The organism is Arthrobacter livingstonensis, from assembly GCF_003219815.1.
GTDB classification, from domain to species: Bacteria; Actinomycetota; Actinomycetes; order Actinomycetales; family Micrococcaceae; genus Specibacter; species Specibacter livingstonensis.
In genome coordinates, this window is the sequence record NZ_QJVD01000010.1 from 136,456 (window position 1) to 155,970 (window position 19,515).

16 protein-coding genes, 1 tRNA gene and 1 pseudogene are annotated in these 19,515 nt (G+C 66.3%); 10 read left to right on the forward strand and 8 right to left on the reverse strand.

Annotated features, from left to right (window positions below; all coding sequences use genetic code 11):
• Window positions 1–33 precede the first annotated feature (33 nt).
• Window positions 34–106: transfer RNA gene (locus tag CVV68_RS11195), tRNA-Trp, on the reverse strand.
• Between the two features lie 257 nt (window positions 107–363).
• Between CVV68_RS11195 and CVV68_RS11200 the strand changes: the two genes are divergently transcribed.
• Both CVV68_RS11200 and CVV68_RS24220 read left to right on the forward strand, forming a co-directional pair.
• Window positions 364–1,599, forward strand: coding sequence for a pyridoxal phosphate-dependent aminotransferase (locus CVV68_RS11200; protein ID WP_110501076.1), 1,236 nt, complete (start codon window positions 364–366; stop codon window positions 1,597–1,599).
• 437 nt (window positions 1,600–2,036) lie between these two features.
• Window positions 2,037–2,171 (forward strand): annotated as a pseudogene (locus CVV68_RS24220) (aspartate aminotransferase); the annotation flags it as partial.
• Between the two features lie 199 nt (window positions 2,172–2,370).
• On the opposite strand, the gene CVV68_RS11210 reads toward CVV68_RS24220, so the two are convergent.
• Window positions 2,371–3,027 carry a LuxR C-terminal-related transcriptional regulator gene (locus CVV68_RS11210; protein WP_110501077.1) on the reverse strand — a complete coding sequence of 219 codons (657 nt, stop codon included), beginning with the start codon at window positions 3,025–3,027 and terminating at the stop codon, window positions 2,371–2,373.
• Entirely contained in the window at window positions 3,024–4,349 is a 1,326-nt protein-coding gene (locus CVV68_RS11215; protein WP_110501078.1) for an ATP-binding protein, read from the reverse strand. The genes CVV68_RS11210 and CVV68_RS11215 overlap by 4 nt, the downstream gene beginning before the upstream one ends.
• Before the next feature lie 115 nt (window positions 4,350–4,464).
• On the opposite strand from CVV68_RS11215, the gene CVV68_RS11220 reads away from it, so the two are divergent.
• The 4 genes from CVV68_RS11220 (at window position 4,465) to CVV68_RS11235 (ending at window position 8,372) form a co-directional block, all read left to right on the forward strand.
• Window positions 4,465–5,952, forward strand: a complete 1,488-nt coding sequence (locus CVV68_RS11220; protein WP_110501079.1) for a PspC domain-containing protein — start codon at window positions 4,465–4,467, stop codon at window positions 5,950–5,952.
• Between the two features lie 35 nt (window positions 5,953–5,987).
• Window positions 5,988–6,290, forward strand: coding sequence for a hypothetical protein (locus CVV68_RS11225; RefSeq protein ID WP_146238870.1), 303 nt, complete (start codon window positions 5,988–5,990; stop codon window positions 6,288–6,290).
• Between the two features lie 138 nt (window positions 6,291–6,428).
• Window positions 6,429–7,454 carry a 6-phosphofructokinase gene (locus CVV68_RS11230; RefSeq protein WP_110501081.1) on the forward strand — a complete coding sequence of 342 codons (1,026 nt, stop codon included), beginning with the start codon at window positions 6,429–6,431 and terminating at the stop codon, window positions 7,452–7,454.
• Window positions 7,455–7,655: 201 nt separating this feature from the next.
• Window positions 7,656–8,372, forward strand: a complete 717-nt coding sequence (locus tag CVV68_RS11235) for a GNAT family N-acetyltransferase (RefSeq protein WP_110501082.1) — start codon at window positions 7,656–7,658, stop codon at window positions 8,370–8,372.
• Here the strand turns inward: CVV68_RS11235 and CVV68_RS11240 are convergent.
• From CVV68_RS11240 to CVV68_RS11260, 5 genes are all read right to left on the reverse strand, one after another.
• The gene (locus CVV68_RS11240) at window positions 8,326–9,831 is read right to left on the reverse strand and encodes a DHA2 family efflux MFS transporter permease subunit (RefSeq protein ID WP_110501083.1); all 1,506 of its coding nucleotides are present in this window, start codon (window positions 9,829–9,831) and stop codon (window positions 8,326–8,328) included. The genes CVV68_RS11235 and CVV68_RS11240 overlap by 47 nt on opposite strands.
• 10 nt (window positions 9,832–9,841) lie before the next feature.
• Entirely contained in the window at window positions 9,842–10,447 is a 606-nt protein-coding gene (locus CVV68_RS11245; RefSeq protein WP_110501084.1) for a PadR family transcriptional regulator, read from the reverse strand.
• A 205-nt stretch (window positions 10,448–10,652) separates the two neighbouring features.
• Complete coding sequence (ygfZ, locus tag CVV68_RS11250; RefSeq protein WP_110501085.1) at window positions 10,653–11,750, reverse strand: CAF17-like 4Fe-4S cluster assembly/insertion protein YgfZ; 1,098 nt, start codon at window positions 11,748–11,750, stop codon at window positions 10,653–10,655.
• Window positions 11,751–12,507: 757 nt separating this feature from the next.
• The gene (locus CVV68_RS11255) at window positions 12,508–13,107 is read right to left on the reverse strand and encodes a nitrobindin family protein (protein ID WP_110501086.1); all 600 of its coding nucleotides are present in this window, start codon (window positions 13,105–13,107) and stop codon (window positions 12,508–12,510) included.
• A gap of 150 nt (window positions 13,108–13,257) precedes the next feature.
• On the reverse strand, window positions 13,258–13,992 hold the full coding sequence (locus CVV68_RS11260) for a permease (RefSeq protein WP_170133153.1): 735 nt from the start codon (window positions 13,990–13,992) through the stop codon (window positions 13,258–13,260).
• Between the two features lie 164 nt (window positions 13,993–14,156).
• On the opposite strand from CVV68_RS11260, the gene CVV68_RS11265 reads away from it, so the two are divergent.
• The 4 genes from CVV68_RS11265 (at window position 14,157) to CVV68_RS11280 (ending at window position 19,491) form a co-directional block, all read left to right on the forward strand.
• A complete protein-coding gene (locus tag CVV68_RS11265; RefSeq protein ID WP_110501088.1) occupies window positions 14,157–14,855 on the forward strand; it encodes a winged helix-turn-helix transcriptional regulator in 699 nt (232 codons plus the stop codon).
• Window positions 14,856–15,207: 352 nt separating this feature from the next.
• Entirely contained in the window at window positions 15,208–16,185 is a 978-nt protein-coding gene (gene mshD, locus CVV68_RS11270; protein WP_110501089.1) for a mycothiol synthase, read from the forward strand.
• A 91-nt stretch (window positions 16,186–16,276) separates the two neighbouring features.
• Window positions 16,277–18,520 carry an RNA degradosome polyphosphate kinase gene (locus tag CVV68_RS11275; RefSeq protein ID WP_110501090.1) on the forward strand — a complete coding sequence of 748 codons (2,244 nt, stop codon included), beginning with the start codon at window positions 16,277–16,279 and terminating at the stop codon, window positions 18,518–18,520.
• Window positions 18,520–19,491 (forward strand): NUDIX hydrolase, encoded by a 972-nt coding sequence (locus CVV68_RS11280; protein WP_110501091.1) that lies wholly within the window; start codon window positions 18,520–18,522, stop codon window positions 19,489–19,491. Before CVV68_RS11275 ends, CVV68_RS11280 begins: the two co-directional genes overlap by 1 nt.
• The last annotated feature ends 24 nt before the right edge of the window (window positions 19,492–19,515 follow it).

The window sequence follows — 19,515 nt, forward strand, 5'->3', positions numbered from 1 at the left end:
GTAACCGTGAACCTCACCCGCTGCGCCTATGCGCAGGGCAGACAGGACTCGAACCTGCAACCTGCGGTTTTGGAGACCGCTGCGCTACCAATTGCGCCACTACCCTATGAAACTTGCTTGCTGCGGACCTCTACGGTCCCGTCGGCGCCGATTGCCATGAAATAACTTACAGTCCGAGACTGCGGATTTCCAAACCCGCGCCAAGGCGTGCACCATCATGGTGTTTCAACACCGGTTGTCCATTCTACGCATTGTTCTCCACTACGTCGAACCGGGGGCAGGATGCGCCTAAAGTAGATGTAGGGACGTAAGTGAATCGTCGTTTCCCAGCAGGGTCCGCCCCTTCCACAGAGAGTAAAGAAGATGTCTGCCGAATTGACAGCCGACCAGACGGCCGGACGCCGAGTGTCCGCCCGCATCGCCGCCATTGCCGAATCTGCCACGCTGGCCGTTGATGCCAAGGCCAAGGCCCTGAAGGCGGCGGGCCGGCCGGTTATCGGCTTTGGCGCCGGTGAGCCGGACTTCCCCACCCCGGGCTACATTGTCGAGGCCGCCATTGCCGCAGCCCGCCAGCCGAAGTTCCACCGCTACTCTCCTGCAGCGGGCCTGCCGGAACTGAAGGCGGCCATCGCGGCCAAGACCTTGCGTGATTCCGGCTATTCTGTGGAGCCCTCCCAGGTGGTTGTCACCAATGGCGGCAAGCAGGCCGTGTACGAATCCTTCGCCACACTCCTCGATCCCGGGGACGAAGTCATCATCCCCACCCCCTACTGGACCACTTACCCGGAGGCCATCCGGCTGGCCGGCGGTGTCCCGGTTGAGGTCTTTGCCGGCCCCGAACAGGGCTACCTGGTCACCGTTGACCAGCTTGAGGCGGCCCTGACTCTGCGCACGAAGATCCTCTTGTTCGTATCCCCGTCCAACCCGACCGGTGCGGTGTATTCCCCGGAGCAGACCCGCGAGATTGGCCTGTGGGCCGCCTCCAAGGGCTTGTGGGTCATTACGGACGAGATCTACGAGCACCTGACCTACGACGGCGTGCCGTTCACCTCCATTGCCACGGCAGTCCCGGAACTGGGCGACCGCGTGGTGGTTCTCAACGGCGTGGCCAAAACCTATGCCATGACGGGCTGGCGCGTGGGCTGGATGATCGCCCCCGCCGATGTGGCAAAGGCTGCCACCAACATGCAGTCCCATGCCACGTCCAATGTGGCCAACGTGTCCCAGATGGCGGCCCTGGCCGCCGTTTCCGGCCCGTTGACGGCGGTGGAGGAAATGAAGGTGGCCTTCGACCGGCGCCGGAAGGCCATGGTTTCGGCCCTGAACGCGATCGACGGCGTGGCGTGCCCCACGCCGCACGGCGCGTTTTACGCCTACGCCGACGTTCGTGGCCTGCTGGGCCGCGACATTGGCGGCATCCGCCCGGCCACCTCCGCCGAACTGGCGGCCCTAATCCTGGACAAGGCGGAAGTTGCCGTTGTTCCTGGTGAGGCGTTTGGCCCCAGCGGCTACCTGCGCCTGTCCTACGCCCTCGGTGACGACGACCTCGCCGTCGGAGTGGCCCGCCTGCAGGAGTTCCTCGGCACCGCCACGGCGTAACTTCGCCGATTCGTACCCTGACTCCGCCTCTTATGCGCACGACTCGCCGGGAGTTTTGCGCACGTTGGTCACTGGCGCACAACCCAGCCCCAGTTCAGCGCATAAAATATCGGCACAATGCGCGCAGTGCTACATCTGCCATGCGCAACAGCCGGTGGGGTACCCCGCTTGCCGAACCCCGCTTGCCGAACCCCGCATGCCGGCGAAGCGGGCACGCAAGGGCGGGTGCCGCCGTCGTCCATGCTCAACACTGCGCTTGGTCCCCGCACATAGGGCAAGTCCATTTCCGCCATGCGCAGAACCCGGGCGTGGTTCCCCGCACGTGACCAAGCTGCGCACGGTTCCGGGCGGCCCCCGCGCAGAATGCAGGTCGACTTCCGCGATGCGCAACACCCGGGCGGGGTGCTGCGCAGTATGCAGCCTGCACCGAACTGACCCTGGGCAAGGCGGAAGTTGCGGTTGTTCCGGGTGAGGCGTTTGGCCCCAGCGGCTGCCTCCGCCTGTCCTACGCCCTCGGTGACGACGACCTCGCCGTCGGCGTGGCCCGGCTCCAGGACTTCCTCGGCACCGCCACGGTAACCCCGGTCGCAAGTGCCGTCGGACACTGCATTTCCATAGGCAGCGTAAAGGAGACCGCAAGGCCGCCTGCGATCCCCTTGCTCGCACGCTCGCACTGGGCCCCACATGCGGGAGGGACCCAGTGCGAGCGCGCAAGCAAAGGGAGGGGCGCTTGGGGAATAGGGGCCGAGGGAATGCCGGTCCGCTGCCGGGTTAGAGCAGGCGGCGGTCGGCAGCCCAACGGGTGAGCTCGTGGCGGGAGGACAGCTGGAGTTTGCGCAGCACAGCGGAGACATGGGATTCCACGGTCTTGATGGAAATGAACAGCGCCTTCGCCACCTCCTTGTAGGAATACCCGCGGGCGATCAGGCGCATGACTTCCAGTTCGCGGGCGGAGAGCCTGTCCAGCTCGTCCTCCACGGCGACTTCGGCCGTGCCAAAGGCGTCCAGCACAAAACCTGCCAGCCGCGGGGAAAACACTGCATCGCCCCCGGCGACCCGGCGGACGGCGTCCGAGATCTCTGCCCCGGAAATCGATTTGGTCACGTAGCCCCGGGCGCCGGCACGGATTACCGAGACCACGTCCTCGGCGGAGTCTGAAACGCTCAGTGCCAGGAACTTCACCTGGGCCAGCAGCCCGGCGCACCCGGCGATCACTTCCCGCCCGCCCTGTCCGCGGCCTCCGGGCAGGTGGACGTCCAGCAGCACCACGTCCGGGCTGTGTGCGGCAACCGCGGCAATGGCCTCCTCCACCGTGGCGGCCTCTGCCAGCACGTGGATGTCCGCGGCGAGATCGGCCTTGAGCCCCGAGCGGAAGATGGCGTGGTCATCCACCACAACCACCCGGATGGGCCGTGCTGCCTCTGTCATTTCGTCTCCTCTGCAGTCGGGGTCCCGCTGCGCGGTCCTGGGCTGTGCGTGGCCAGAGCCGGCAGGTGCAGGCGCACCTCGGTGCCTTCCTGGGAACTAATGATCTCAGCCGAGCCGCCATTGCGCTGCATGCGTCCGACGACGGACTCCCGGACTCCCAGCCGGTCCGCCGGCACTGCGGCCGGATCAAAGCCGGCACCCCTGTCCTTGACAAACACGTCAACGCCGGACGGGGACGCCTCCACGTAGACGGACACCGCGGTTCCACCATGGCGGACCCCGTTCAGCACGGCCTCGCGCGTGGCCTGGACCAGGGCCCGCATCGCTTCGCCCAGCTCGGCGTCCCCCACAGTCACCAGTTCCACGGGCTGGCCGTGGAGGTCCTCGACCTCGGCGCACACCGCCTTGATGCCGGCTACGAGCTTTCCGGGATCCTGCCCCGCATCCTGATAGATCCAGCTGCGCAGTTCGCGTTCCTGGGCGCGGGCCAGCCGGCTGACATCCTGCGGGGAATCGGCCCGTTTTTGGATCAGGGCCAGGGTCTGCAGGACCGAGTCGTGCAGGTGGGCTGCAATTTCCGCCCGCTGCGTTTCGCGGATGCGCCCCGCACGCTCGCCCTGGAAGTCGCGCCAGAACTTCAGCGCCCAGGGGGCCAGCACCAGACCGACGCCGGCCAATACGGCCAGCGACGCCACGACGGAGGCCCACACCAACGCCCACGACCCCGAGCCCGTCACGATGATGAGCACGCCAGCTGCCACCAAGACGATTCCGGCGGCAAATCTGACGATGGACCAGGGCGTGTCCATCTTGGCTGCGTTGAGCAGGCCCACGCGCCGGGTGGCGTCCAGCTGCATCCAGGCCAGGACAGCACCGGCGGCAATGACAGCCAGGGGAATGACCGTGCCAAGGTTGAGATTCACCCCGGCCCGGGCGCTGAACAACAGAAACGCCACAACCACCAGCGCGCCACCGATCAGGATTTCCTTCAGTCCCACCGATGCGCCCCGCCGTCGGGAAGCAGCATGGCGTGTTGGGGGAATCCCTCCCGTGCCGGCGTCCCCGGTGGGCGCCGGACGGAACAGCTTGAGGCGGGGGTTGCCGTCGTCGTCCAGGCGGCGGGTACCTGTTGCGGCATCATCGCCGGCCAGCGGCACCAAAATCCACAGCCAAGCATAGAAAACCAGCCCGGCACCGAAAATGAAGCAGGCACCGGCCATGATGGCGCGGACAGTGCCCACCCTCATGCCGAGGTGATCGGCCAGGCCCGCGCACACGCCTGCCACCATGCGGTCCGCTGACCGGTACATCTTTGCGCTCATGGTTCAATCCAAGCACGCCCGGAGCAGGCCCGCAGTGTTTCCAAGGGTTGCATCAGGGTTCTTTCAGGGTCACCCCCGATGGTGGGGCGGCGGCCCGGCAGGACACCATTGAACCATGAACGACACCCATGGAAGCCAGCAGCCGGAACCCGGCGACGCGCCACAGCCCAACGATCAGGACCAACCCCAGCAGCCGCCACACCAGGGACCAGCCGCACCCCCGGGTCCGGCGCCGCAGGAAAGCGCCCGGTTCTTCACCTGGCTGCGCTCCCTCGGTGTGCAGCGCGGGAGCAGCCGCTGGGTGGGCGGCGTGTGCAGCGGCCTCGCCGACCGCTGGGGCATCGACCCCGTGATCGTCCGCGGCCTCACAGTGGTTCTAACCATCTTCTTTGGCATTGGCCTGCTCGCCTATGGGGTGGCCTGGGCCCTTCTGCCCGAACCCGACGGCCGCATCCATGTCGAGCAGGTGGGCCGCGGACACTGGTCCACCGGCATGACCGGGGCCGCAGTGGCCACATTCCTTGGCCTCGCCGGCCCGGGGCAGGGCGTGGTCTGGGACGGCCACGGCGGCTGGTTCCCGTGGCCGGTGCTGTGGGTTGCCGGCATCGTCGCCGTCATCGTCTGGGCCGTGAACCGCGGTAAGGGTGGGCGTACACGCCCGGCGCCCGGCCAGCAGCAGCACTTTGCCGCCCCCGGGCGGGCCCCCGGCTATGATCCTGTGCAGGTTCCCGGTCCGGTTCCCGGTCAGCCTGCTGGGCAGGCTCACGGGCAGGCTCCCGGCCCGATTCCGGGTCCCTATTCCGCGGAACGGCTGACCCGCAGCGTCAACAGCTGGACCGAGCGCAATCTCGGCGCATCCGGCCCCCTCGGCACCAACGGCCCGCTCGGCGCAGCTGGCCCACTCGGCACCAACGGCCTGCTGGGCCCCCACGGCCCGCTGGCCCTCAAACAGCGGACACCCCGGCTCGGCGCCGCCGCTAGCCTGCTGTCCCTGGGCCTGGCCGTCATGGCGGGCGCCCTGCTGCTCATTCTGGACGCGTCCGGCGTCCTGGACCTGCATGGCTACCAGGCGGCCGCGGCGGCCGCTGTCGCAGCCATCACGGCAGGGCTGGCCATCATCATCTCGGGAATTCGGGGCCGCACAGCGGGCGGTGTGGGCACCTTTGCCATCATCGCCCTGGTGGTCGCCGGGCTGCTGAGCATGATCCCCCAACACGGTCAGTGGACGCCCCTGGTCCACCAGTCCTGGGCACCCACCAGCGTCAGTGCCGCCCAGGACGGACTCACCGTGGTGCTCGGCAACGCCACCGTTGACCTGACAAAGCTCGACGCCGGCACCCCCTTGGAGGCGGACGTCCTGATCCCCATCGACCTAGCGGCCTCACAGGTGGTCATCAAGGTGCCCACCAGCATTCCGGTCACCATCAAGAGCGACCTGGCCGCCGCTGCCCTGAGGGTGCAGGGCAGGGACGGCAACGACGGCAACGCACTCGTGCAAAGCTCCACCACACGCATCAATCCCGATGCGACAGGAAACGGGCTGGTGGTCACCCTTGACGGGGCCGCCGGCAACGTCACCATCGTCCCCGTAGCCGGAAAATGAACCGGCAGCCGGAAAACAGGAACTTGGAGAAGGCAATGAACAACCCCACTGAACCCCTCAACATCCCCGACAAGCCCCAGGGCCCCGCCGCCGGTGCCGAAAACGTCACCCTGGGCACGGACACCACCAAGCACGCGGCGCCCGCCGAACCCACACATCCGGTGCGGGCCGGCACCATGGTTTGGGGCGCCGTCGTGGTGGTGATTGGTGTCCTGGTGATCATCACGCGGCAGTCCGGCCTGCAACTCGACACCGGACAGGCGTCCATGTGGCTGCTCTTTGGCGCGGGCCTGGCCATGGTGGCGGGCGGCGCCGTGAACGTGCTGCGGCGCAAGTAGGCACTGGACCGCCCGGGGAAGTCCAAGGACCGGCGGGAAGTTGCCCCCGTCACACGACCGTCTAGAATGTCCTAGAGAGGAGCTCAATGGTGCGCTCGGCCCACATTGACCCCATCCCCTCGAAGGACCTTATTCCCCATGAAGATTGGTATTCTCACCAGCGGCGGCGACTGCCCCGGCCTCAATGCCGTGATCCGCGGCATCGTGTTGAAGGGCATCAAGAGCTACGGCCACGAATTTGTTGGCTTCCGCGACGGCTGGCGGGGTGTGGTGGAGGGCGACATCATGGACCTGCCCCGCCAGATGGTCAGGGGCATTTCCAAGCAGGGCGGAACCATTTTGGGCACCTCCCGCACCAATCCCTTTGAAGGCAACGGCGGCCCGGAGGTCATCAAGGCCCACATGGACCGCCTGGGAATTGACGCCATGATCGCCATCGGCGGCGAAGGCACACTGGCTGCGGCGCGCCGCCTCACGGACGCAGGGCTGAGGATTGTGGGCGTGCCCAAGACCGTCGACAACGACCTCGACGCCACCGACTACACCTTCGGCTTTGACACGGCAGTGCAAATTGCCACCGAGGCGATCGACCGCCTGCGGACCACGGGCGAATCGCACCACCGCTGCATGATTGCCGAGGTCATGGGGCGCCACGTTGGCTGGATCGCCCTCCATGCGGGCATGTCCACCGGCGCGCACGCCATTTTGATTCCCGAGCAAAAGACCAGCATGGACCAGATTGTCGAATGGGTGCAGGAAGCCCACGACCGCGGTCGCGCACCCCTCGTGGTGGTGGCCGAGGGGTTCGTGCCCGACCACCAGGACTCCGCGCATTCCGAGCGCGGCCTGGACACCTTCGGGCGCCCGCGGCTGGGCGGCATCAGCGAACAGCTAGCCCCGGAGATTGAGGCCCGCACCGGCATTGAAACCCGCGCCACCATCCTGGGCCACATCCAGCGCGGCGGAGTCCCCTCCAGCTTTGACCGCGTCCTGGCCACCCGCCTGGGCATGGCCGCCGTGGACTCGGTCGTCGAGGAACGCTGGGGCACCATGGTGGCGCTCAAGGGCACCGAGATTGAGCACGTGCCGTTTGAAGCGGCGCTGGGCAACCTAAAAACGGTCCCGCAGCACCGCTACGACGAGGCCGCGATCCTTTTCGGCTGACACTGCCCACTTGCCGTCCCGAACAATTGCTGGCACGGTTCGTCGGCCACCTGGCAAGCGTGGGCCCCACCCTGCCCTGCCCAGATACACAAACGCCCACCCCGCAGCGATGATTTGCTGCGGGGTGGGGCCACACGCCCGCGGGACCCCGGCTGACGCGCCGGCGCCAGCCGGGGAGGGCGTGTGGACTAGCCTTTAAGAATGACTTTCGATGTAAGTTCCGCCGCGATCGTCCGGCTCGCCTGGGAGCGCGGGCTGGGCCTGCCCGCCGATTCCCTGGTGAACAGCTCTTCCGCCGGCCGCATCACACACGTTGAGGACTCCGGATCACTGACGTTTCTGCGCCTCTGGGACCAGGCCGTCCTGACCGGCCCCGCCGAGCTGCTTCACGCCGCGCAGGCCTACAGCGACGACGAGCTCAGCGACCACGCCAACATGCTCCGCCTCACCCGGGATTTTGGCGGCCGCGGCCACGGCACCCAGACGCTGTATTACGCCGATGACCTGCCGTTGCACCAGCCGCCCGGCACCGTCATGGTCTCGCACGGCCATCCGGATGCCGAGGCGCTGGCGGCGCTGTGCCCACCCGACGACGTGAACGACGTCGGGCTGGCAGGGCTGCCGCACAAATTCACGGTCATGGAATCCCCCGAGCCCGACGCCGGCCCGCTCGCCTGTGCTGCCTACGCCGAGTTTGCGGGGCTGCTGGCACAGTTGGGAACCCTGGTGGCACCGAAGTTCAGGCGCCGCGGGCTGGGCGGGCTGGCGACCGAAATCGCCGCGCACGAGGCGCTGGCGGCCGGCTTGATTGTCCAGTGGCGGGCGGACGTCAACAATGCACCCGCCCACGCACTGGCCATGTCAACCGGTTTTAGTGTCGCGGGACTTCAGACTTCGGTTGCCCTTGTGCCCCGTTAAACTCCGCATAAATAGCGTCCACGGCACGCGGCTTGGCGAAGAGCAGCGCCATCACCCCGCCCACCAGCACCACCATGGCCGGCAGGATCATGGACTGGCCCATCGCCGTGGCGAAGCCGGCCCGCAGGAACTCGGGCAGCTGGCCGCTGGCGCCGCTGGCACCCTGGCTGGCGCCGGCGGGCATTTCGGCCGCCAGCCGGGCTCCGATCAGTGCCGCGATGGCAGCGGAGCCCAGGACCGAGCCGATCTGCCGGGTCGTGTTGTAGATCCCGGCACCGGCTCCGGCCTCGCGCGGACCCAGGTTGCGGGTGGCCGTGGTCGAGAGCGGGGCCCAAATGCCGGAGCTGGCAATGCCGAGAAGGCCGCTGGGGAGCAGGAACAGCCAAATTGCCGTGTCCGCGTTCATTAGCGAGGAGGTCCACAGCAGCGAAACCGCCATAAGGACGAAGCCGGTAAACGCCACGTAGCGCGGGTTGACGATGTCAACGAGCTTGCCCACAAACGGCGCCAGCACGCCGGAGAACAACGCCATGGGGACCATCATGAGGGCCGACTGTGTCGGTGACATGCCACGGACCAGCTGGTAGTAGAAGAACAGCGGCAGGCTCATGGCGGTGACGGTGAAGCCCATGGTGGTGATGGCGGCATTCGCCAGCGAAAAGTTGCGCACCTTGAACAGGTGCAACGGCACCAGCGGTTCGCCCTTATTGACGGCCTGCCAGACGATAAACAGGGCAAGGAAGACGATTCCGGCAATGATCAGACCCCAGACGGAAATCGGACCGGCGATGGTGCCCCAGTTGTACTTTTCACCTTCCTGGATGCCAAAGACGAGCATGAACAGGCCGATGGAGCTCAGCGCGACGCCAAGAAGGTCAAACTTGTGGTCGTGCGTCTTGAGGGACGGCACCAGGCGCACGGCCAGGATGAAGGCCACGATGCCCACCGGTACGTTGACGAAGAAGATCCATTCCCAGCCCAGGCCATCCACCAGGACACCGCCCAGGATGGGGCCCACCAGCATGGCCACGCCAGCGGTGGCGCCCCACAGGCCCATGGCCGGACCGCGCTTGTCGGGCGCAAAGATGCGGGTGATCACGGCCATGGTCTGCGGCGTCATCAGGGCCGCCCCGAGGCCCTGGACCGCACGGGCCAAGATCAGCATGCCGATGCTGCCGGAAAGCCCGCACCACAGGGACGCCAGCGTGAACACGCTCAAGCCGATGAGGTACAGGTTCTTGGGACCATATTTGTCACCCAGCCGCCCCGTGACCAGCAGGGGGACAGCGTAGGCCAGCAGGTAGGCGCTGGTGACCCAAATGACGGAGTTGATGTCCGTGTTCAGGCCCTCCATGATCTTTGGGTTGGCCACCGAGACGATGGTGGAGTCGACCAGAATCATGAAGAAGCCCAACACGAGCGCCCATAACGCGGGCCACGGTTTTGCCACGGTTTCCATGCATTGTTCCTTAAAGTTTCGTTCGTGCCAAATGGTCGAAAAATTCGGGCTGCTGCCACGGCAGCGCGCCGGAGGTGATGTCTGAGCACAGCTGGCGAATCCAGGCCAGCTCCGCGCGGATGATGGCCTGTTGGTACAACACTTCGATCCAGAACCTTTGTTCCACGTCCCTGGCCCGGGCCATGTGCGCGTCTAACTCCAGCTCGGCCAGGTGCGCTTCGAGGGCACCCAACCGTTCGCCCAACAGGTCAAGCACGACGCCGGACGGAAGGTTATGTGCCTCGGCAATCCCCTGCGGGAAACTGGGGTATTCGGTGGCGGGCCGGGCCAGGAGCTCCTTAAGCCGACGCTCCAGCGCGTCCCGGCCGGCCGGCAGAATGGCATACGTGGTGCGTTCGGGCCTGTTGCCGTCCCTGTCGGTGCCAACCGTTTTCACCAGATCGGCCTCCGCGAGCCTGCCCACGGTGTGATACAGGGTGCCTGGCTTGACCTTGACAAGCCTGTCCTCATGCCTCTGGATGAGGAGCTGGTACATCTCATAGGGGTGCATGGGGCGTTCCGCCAGCAGTCCAAGGGCGGCAACGCCCAAGGGGGTGAGTTGTTTCTCTGCCGCCATGTCCGCGTACCACCTTTCAATCGCTAGTCCAGCAGAATTATTCCGCGTGGACTATTAGCGTAACAGCGTCCCAGCCACGTTTGTTCCAGACTTAACTTCCTTTATTTACCCCGACCACGCCAGGGGCGTCACACCCTGCGGGAATGCCGCCCCCGCAGGGCATCCAAGCTGCCCGCGATGGCCGCTGCAGGCGAAGGCTGCGGCCCTAGCGCGGCGTCCGCAGGAAGCCGGTGGCCCGGCCCACCACCTGGCCGGCGTCGGTGGCCACGATGAGTTCCTGGGCCGCCACGTACGATTCACCGGCGTCGTCCACGGTAAGCTCCGCGTCGGGGTCCACCGTGCGCTTGACCAGTGCCAGGGCGATGGGACCCATCTCACAGTGTTGCGCCACGCTGGTCACCACGCCCACCTTGCGGTCGCCGGCGAACACGTCGCTGCCGGGTGCCGGAATGGTGTGCTGCGAACCGTCCAACTGCAGGAAGACCAGTCTCCGCGGCGGGTGGCCCAGGTTGTGGACGCGGGCCACGGTTTCCTGCCCCTTGTAGCAGCCCTTCGCCATGTGCACTGCCGTCCGCAGCAGGTCCAGTTCGTGCGGAATCGTCTTGTCGTCGGTTTCGGCTCCGCGGCGCGGTCGCCATGCGGCAATCCGGAGGGCCTCGGCCGCCCAGGCGCCGGCCAGCGGCCGATCCCCCACCGTGGCGGTCAATTCCGCGGACGGGACCAGGTACTCGTGCCATGGACGCTCCAGGCCGGGGTGCCTGTCCTCTTCAACGGCCGCGTAGCTCCAGCCGCCGGCGCCGATGTGCGGCCAGGGGTCGGTCCACACGAGCAGGGAATCCCACTCGGGAACCTCGGCCACCGAGCCCAGCACGGCCCAGTCGGCCGAGACATCGGCAATTTCCACGCGCAGCATGAACTTCATGGAGTTCAACCAGGCGGCCAGCGGTTCCGCCTCGTCCGTCTCCACGATCAGCCAGGTGCTGGTGCCGTCATCCACGACCCTCGCATCGAATTCAATGCGGCCCTGAACGCTCAGCAGCAGCAGCTCCGTGCCAACATTGGGTGCAAGGTTCGTCAGGCTTTGCGAGGACAACGTGTTCAGCCAGCTCAGCCGGTCCGGGCCGGTCACCGTGACCACGCCGCGATGTGAAAGGTCCACGACGGCGGTCGCCGGCTTCCCCAGATATCCGGCCAGCAGGCGCTGTTCGCGGTTGGGATCGCCATAATGGGCGGCGACGCCGGCATCAAGCCCGCCGGCCTGTACGGCTCCGTGGCGGTTTAGCAAGGGACTCAAATAGCTCATAACGGGTGCAACGCCTTCCCTGGTTGGCCTATTCCGGCCTTATCTCGAGCCTATCTCTGGTTGAGCGTGCCTCAACCCGGGCCCATGGAGACACGCATCAGCATGCGCAAATCCCATAACGTGATTCTGCGCATGGACTCCTGGCAGTTCACGCGTGCGCGCGGTCTCCGCTGCGCACGACCGTTCCCGGGTCCTGAGCATGCCGATGTGGAGTGTGGAGTGGAGCCACATTATGCGCGCCAGATAAGTCGGACCTCGCGTCCGGCCGAAGTCGAGCCACATTATGCGCGGCCGGCACCTCGGCCACTGCGCATAGCGGAAGCGGAATTTCTTTATGCGCAGGGCGGGCCCCTCGACAATGCGCAGCTCGGCCACATGCGCACTGCCGCTGGCCTTGGCTGCGCATACCGGAAGTGGCAGCACATTATGCGCGGCACTCGACCTTCAGTGCACCGCATAATAAAAGTTCGTCCCGCACATGCCCCAGACTGCGTCCGAGTTGGGCAGCTTTAGCACCCCTGGCGAGTGTGAACAAGCTCGAAAACCGCTGCCTGGACCAGATAGACGAGGCAGCGGTCCGGTGTTTCCGTAGGCGGCGTCAGGGAGGCCGAAGGCCGCCCGCGGCCAAAGGCCGGAAAGCCGCCGGGGGAACGCCGGACTGCCGCGGGGGTCTAGATGCCGTGGTCTGACAAGCTCGACCACCGCGGGACCTGCCGACAAGCCGGGCCTGACAAGCTCGACCACCGGCCGGGTTCGCCTATTGCACCTTGCGGAGGGCCGCGGAGGCGTGGGCTTCCAGGGACTTGCCTTGGGCGGCAACGTCCCAGCGCCAGTAAAGGTCGCCGTCGACCAGGCCGAAGATGCGGGTGGCCGCGTTGTAGTCCTTGGCCCCGGAGCCGCGCATGACGGCGTCGGTGGAAAGCTGGATCTGCGGGCCCTTGATGCTGCCGTAGTACAGCTCGGAGATGCCGCCGGGGTGGACGATGTTGGCAATGATGTCGAAGCCGCCGTCGGCGTTGCGCAGGGCTTCGACGTCGTCGGCCGTCCGCAAGGCCGGCACAATGTCGGCGGGAATCAGGCCCGGACCGCCGTCGGCGTCGTTCAAGGGACGGTCAAGCTGCCAAAATCCGGTCTCCACGGACAGCGGGCGCAGGACGGTTCCTTCGTCGTCGGTAAGCCACGATTCGGCGGTGTACTGCAGGTATGGGAGTCCGTTGGCACTGAAGGTGGCCGTCTGGGTGAAGTGCTCATCATCGCCAACACCCGTGCCAAGCCGGCCACGGCCGGACCAGGTGCCAAGCAGCCAGGACAGCGGGACCAATTCGGGCGTTAAATCCGTGGGGATCTCAATGGCCATGGCAGGCTACTGCTGGCCCTTGAAGAGACGCCACACCACCAGCCCGGCGAACCAGGCCATGGTGACACCGGCAAGGACCAGAAGGCAAATGAAGAAGATTTCCAAGGCAAGTACGCTCATGGTGCCATCCTATCGTGATCTTTTGGGGACCTAGGTCAACAGCAGCTTGTCGATGAAATACACCAATGCGCCCAGAGAAAGGAGGGGGGCGGCCGCCGCGGCAAAGCCGCCCGGGACGTTGGGCACGGGCCCCGTGAGGGTGCGCAGCCGGTGGAAGCTGGCGATCACGGCGGCCACCAGCGCCCCGAGGACCGCGGCGGGAAAGATCCGGACGTCGGAAAACAGGAGCGCCGCCAGCGGCCCGGCCAGTGCCGACAGCACGATGGCCAGCGGCGCGGAGACGCGGTCGGGCCAAGGCAGCATGCCGATGGCCAGTGCGACGGCCGCGCTGATGGCGGTGATCAGGGTCATGCCGGGCTCCCCCAGGAAGCGGTAGGAGGCCACCCAGCCGGCGGCGAAACCTGCGATGGCCACCCCGGCCCCCGCCCCCAGTGTCGATTCAAGCCGGTGCGACTGGCCCGTGCCACGGATCAGCTGCACCACCATGACGGCACCGAAGCCGACAGCAATAAAGATGGGAGTCCACACCAGGAAGTTTGCGTCGGCCGTCATGCCGCTGGTCACGGCCGCACCGGCCCCGGTAAGTGCAATGACGGTGCCCAGCGTCTTCTTCGCAGGAATCCCCAGGTAGTGGGGCCAGCCGAACCCGAACGCCGCCGACAGCACCACCATGACTCCCACAATGTAGCCAAGTCCGAAAACGTGCCCGGCGACGATGACTGCGAGCGCGATGATGGCCATAAGTCCGGCTATTGATGACTTCACACATCAATCCTGCCCTATTCTGGCGGTACACTGTGGAACAACCCTCGCTCCGGTGCGTTTTCCCATGGTCCACTGCACCTGCTCCATGGCCCCGCGTTTCCGCCAGTAGGGGTGCCCAGTGGTTCGTCGCTCAAAGATGCGCATTCCGCATTTTGGAGGAAGTCTTGTCGCAGATCTTATTGCTGACCAACAACCACGGCAGTTCCGTGGATGTTTTGCCTGCGCTGGAACTGCTCAGCCACTCCGTCCACATCCTTCCCGCCGTGCCCACGGCCCTGTTGGAGGCCAACCCGTCCGACGTCATCATCGTTGACGCCCGCAAGGACCTGGCCGGCTCCCGCTCCCTGACCCAATTGCTGCGCGCCACGGGCATCAGCGTGCCGCTGCTGCTGGTGCTCACCGAAGGCGGCATGGCGGCCGTGACCGCTTCCTGGGCCGCCGACGACGTCATTGTCGACACCGCGGGCCCGGCCGAAGTGGAGGCCCGCATCCGCCTGGCCCTGACACGTTCCACCGATGCGGGGGACGCCGTGCACCAGGAGATCCAGGCGGCCGGCGTGGTCATTGACGAGGACAGCTACACCGCCCGCGTCCACGGCAAGGTGCTGAACCTGACCTACAAGGAGTTTGAACTCCTGAAATACCTGGCCCAGCATCCGGGGCGCGTCTTCACCCGCGCCCAGCTCCTGAACGAGGTATGGGGCTACGACTACTTCGGCGGCACGCGCACCGTCGATGTCCATGTGCGGCGCCTGCGCGCCAAGCTGGGTTCAGACCACGAGAGCCTGATCAGCACCGTCCGCAACGTCGGCTACCGCCTGACCATTGCCAAGATGGCCGACGACGAGCTCGCCGAGGCCTAAGGAACAACATTGATCTGTTGACACGACGCACGCATTCCGGGCCGCCCCGGCGATTAAGCGCAAAAGGCCCGCTCCGAAACGGAGCGGGCCTTTTGGCTGTTGTGGAGGACATACGGGTCGAACGTATCGAGGACACCCCACTGGTGCATCCCCCCGGGTTGCTGCCTTCAAACTCTAGGCCAGCGGCTCCTCCCAGCGCAAACCGGGCGGTTCGGGACGGGCCGGAGTCGCCACAATGGACCCTGCGGACTTCCATGTCTCGCGTTCGGCGGCACGGTGGGCCCATGCGCGAGAGGGACCCGGGTGGCGCGCCAGCGTCACCCGGGGAGGGCGTGGGGACTAGGCTGTGGTCATGAGCCCCGCAAAGACTGGCAGCTGGCCCGTGACGGTGATCCCGGGCATCCCCGAGCCCGAAGCCCTCCGCGACATCCTCGACTTGGTCGGGGACGCCGAGGATGCCGACGGCAATCCGCCGTTTTCCGAGCAAACCCTGTTTGAGTTGAAGTCCCCTCACGCCGGCCCACACTCCGTTTTGACGCTGCTGACCCATGCCCCGGAGGAGAACTCGCCGACGGAGGGCGAAGATCTGGCCGGGGTGGCCGTCGTCGTGCTTGACGGAGGAGAAGGCGTCCTGGAGATCGCCGTGCACCCCAACTACCGCAATGAGGGCGTCGGCTCCATGCTGGTGGACAAGTTGCTGGCGGTGCGGGGGCTCAAGGGCATCAAGGCGTGGTCGCACGGTGACCACGAGGCCGCCGCCGACCTGGCCGCCAGCTACGGCTACCGGGCCATCCGCGAGCTGTGGAGAATGCGCCTGGTCCGGCAAATGCCGGAAACGCCGGCGGCGCCCGTCAGCCATGCAGCACCCGACGGCGTGACCTTGCGGACCTTTGTCCCGCACCAGGACGAGGCCGCCTGGCTGGCAGCCAACGCCGCGGCCTTCGCACACCACCCCGAACAGGGCGCGCTGACGCTTGCGGACCTGCAGTCCCGCATGAAGGAGCCCTGGTTTGACCCGGAGGGCTTCTTCCTGGCCGTGGACGGCTCCGGCGAAATCCTGGGCTTCCACTGGACCAAGGTGCACCCGGGCAGGGCCGGACAGTCCGCCATGGGCGAGGTGTACGTGGTGGGGGTGACGCCCGCTGCGCAGGGCATGGGCCTGGGAAAGACGCTGACCGCGCAGGGGATTGAGTACCTGCAGGCACAGGGGCTGAGTGCCATCATGCTGTATGTGGACGCCGACAACGAACCGGCCGTGGCGCTTTACCGCAAGCTCGGCTTCACCAAATGGGACGCGGATGTCATGTACGGCCCTGTTTCTGCGTCCTGAACGACGCAAAAATCAGGCTGTCTGGGTCCCCCACCGCCCGCCGCGGCTTGTAATGTTGAAACATCGCAGCCCCAACTTTGAGGATTTATCGATGAAACGCGAATACAAGGGACCGGTGCAAACGGCGGCGTCGCTCAACGGGGACCGCTTCGGAACCGGTGAGGTACAGTCCGCCCGCGCCACGCAGGACCGGATCGACATCCCCGAATTTGAGCCGAACCTCATGCCGGAGGGCGACATCAGCCCGGACCGTTTCCTGGACCGCGAGCTTAGCTGGCTGGCGTTCAACGCCCGGGTCCTGGAACTGGCCGAGGACCCGGACTTGTTTTTGTTGGAGCGGGTGAACTTCCTGTCCATTTTCGCCTCCAACCTCGATGAATTCTTCATGGTCCGCGTGGCCGGGCTGAAGCGCCGGATCGCCGCAGGCCTGGCCCTGCCCTCTCCCGCCGGGCTGAGCCCCATTGAGGTCCTGGAGCAGATCAGCGACGCCGCCCATGAGCTGCAGGCCCGGCACGCGCATGTTTTTGCCAGCCAGATCCGCCCCGCCCTGGCCTACGAACACATCCACCTGGTGCACTGGGACGAGCTGGACGACGGCGCCAAGGACCAGCTGGACAAGATGTTTGCCGAGAAGATGTTCCCCATCCTCACCCCGCTGGCAGTGGACCCGGCCCATCCCTTCCCGTACATTTCCGGGCTGTCGCTGAACCTGGCCGTGGTGGTCCGAAACCCTGTCAGCGACAAGGAACTTTTCGCCCGCCTGAAGGTGCCGGACCTGCTGCCCCGGCTGGTTTCCGTGGACGGCCCGCGGGCCGGGACCGTGCCCGGGCGCGTGGCCCGGTTCATTCCGCTGGAGGAAGTCATCGCCCAGCACCTGGACCAGCTGTTCCCGGGCATGGAGGTGCTGGAGCACCACACCTTCCGTGTCACCCGCAATGAGGACCTCGAGGTCGAAGAGGACGACGCCGAGAACCTCCTGCAGGCGCTCGAGAAGGAACTGCTGCGCCGCCGGTTCGGCCCGCCCGTCCGCCTGGAAGTGGCTACGGACATCAACCCGAACGTCCTGGCGCTGCTGGTGCGGGAGCTCGACGTCGAGGACGCCGAGGTTTACCGGCTGCCGGCCCCGCTGGACCTGCGCGGGCTGTCCGTCATTGGCCAGATTGACCGCAGCGACCTGCGGTACCCCAAGCACCTGGCCCACACCTCGCGGGACTTGAATGAGTCGGAGACGTCCAAGGCCGCCAACGTGTTTGCCGCCATGCGCCGCCGCGACATCCTGCTCCACCACCCCTACGACTCCTTCTCCACCTCGGTGCAGGCATTCCTGGAGCAGGCGGCCTCGGACCCCAAGGTGCACGCCATCAAGCAGACGCTCTACCGCACCTCCGGCGACTCGCCGATTGTCGACGCCCTGGTGGATGCCGCCGAGGCCGGTAAGCAGGTGCTGGCGCTGGTGGAAATCAAGGCCCGCTTCGATGAACAGGCGAACATATCCTGGGCCCGGAAGCTGGAGCAGGCCGGCGTCCACGTGGTGTACGGCATTGTGGGGCTCAAAACCCACTGCAAACTTTCCCTGGTGGTGCGCCAGGAGCAGGACGGGCTGCGCCGCTACTGCCACATCGGCACCGGCAACTACCATCCGCGCACAGCCCGCTACTACGAGGACCTCGGCCTGCTCACGGCCGACAACCAGGTGGGTGAGGACCTGTCCAGGCTGTTCAACCAACTCTCCGGCTACGCGCCAAAGTCCACCTTTGAGCGGCTGCTGGTTGCCCCGCGTTCCGTGCGTTCAGGCTTGATCGAGCGCATCGATGCGGAAATCGCCAACAAGCGCGCGGGGCGGCCGGCGCAGGTGCGCTTCAAGGTCAACTCGATCGTGGATGAGGCCATTATCGATTCGCTGTACCGCGCGTCCCAGGCCGGGGTGGAGGTCGGCATCATTGTGCGCGGCATCTGTTCACTGCGCCCGGGCGTTCCGGGGCTGAGCGAGAACATCACCGTCCGATCCATGCTGGGCCGGTTCCTGGAACATTCACGCGTGTTCACCTTTGCCAACGGCGGGGACCCGGTGGTCTACATCGGCTCCGCCGACATGATGCACCGCAACCTTGACCGCCGCGTGGAGGCCCTGGTCCAGCTGTCCAACAAGGAGGACATTGCCGAAATTGACAACCTCCTGGACCGCTACCTCGACGAAGGCACCTCCAGCTGGCATTTGGGCAACGACGGCGAATGGACACGGCACCACCTCGACGCCGAAGGAAACCCGCTCAGCGACGTCCAGTCCTGGCTGCTCGCCAACCGTTCCCGGCAGCGCTCCACCCTCCGCCGGTAATGCGCAGCACCGAGCATTTGGAAGACGTGCCCGGCGACGCCACGGAGATTTCCGTGTACGCCGCCGGTGCGCTGTGCTGGCGTGTGAAAAAGAAGAAGCTCGAGCTTCTGCTCATCCACCGCCAGCGCTACGACGACTGGTCCTGGCCCAAGGGAAAGCTTGACCAGGGCGAAACCCTGGCCGAGTGCGCCGTGCGCGAGGTATTTGAGGAGGTTGGGCTGCCCATCACCCTCGGCATTCCGCTGCCGTTCATCCGCTATGCCGTGAAGCCGGGCCTGAAGGAAGTGCACTATTGGGCGGCCGAGGTGGACGACATGCCGCCCCTGCCTGACGGGAAGGAAGTGGACACGGCTGTCTGGTGCAGCCCGACCAAGGCGCGCGGACTGCTGTCCAACCCCTCCGACGTCGAACCCCTGGATGCCCTGATCGCCGCGCATGAGGCGGGAACGCTGGAAACCTGGCCCCTGCTGGTGGTCCGGCATGCCAAGGCCAAGCCACGCTCGGCCTGGACCCGCGCCGAAGGTGAGCGGCCGCTGGCCGCCACGGGAAAGCGGCAGGCCCTGTCCCTGCAGCGGCTGCTCATGGCCTGGCATCCGGGCAAGATTCTCACCAGTGGCTGGATGCGCTGCATCGCCACCATCTCCCCCTATGCCCAGGCCACGAAGGCCAAGGTCAAGGTGGTGCAGTCGCTGACCGAGGCGGACCACAAGCGCAACCCCGCCAAGGCCTCCGCCGTCATTGACAAGCTGCTGGCCAAGTCCAAGTCCAGCGCCGTGGCCGTATGCACCCACCGCCCCGTCCTGCCCACCCTGTTGGAGGCCCTGGCCGCGCACATGGCCCCCTCACTGGCCGCAACGCTGCCGCTGGGCGATCCGCACCTGGCCCCGGGCGAAATCCTGGTGGCGCACGTGTCCGTCAACGATCCCGGCCGGATCGTGGCTGTGGAGCAGCACAGGCCCTACGAGGACTGAAGGACGCTCCCTCAGCACCGAGTC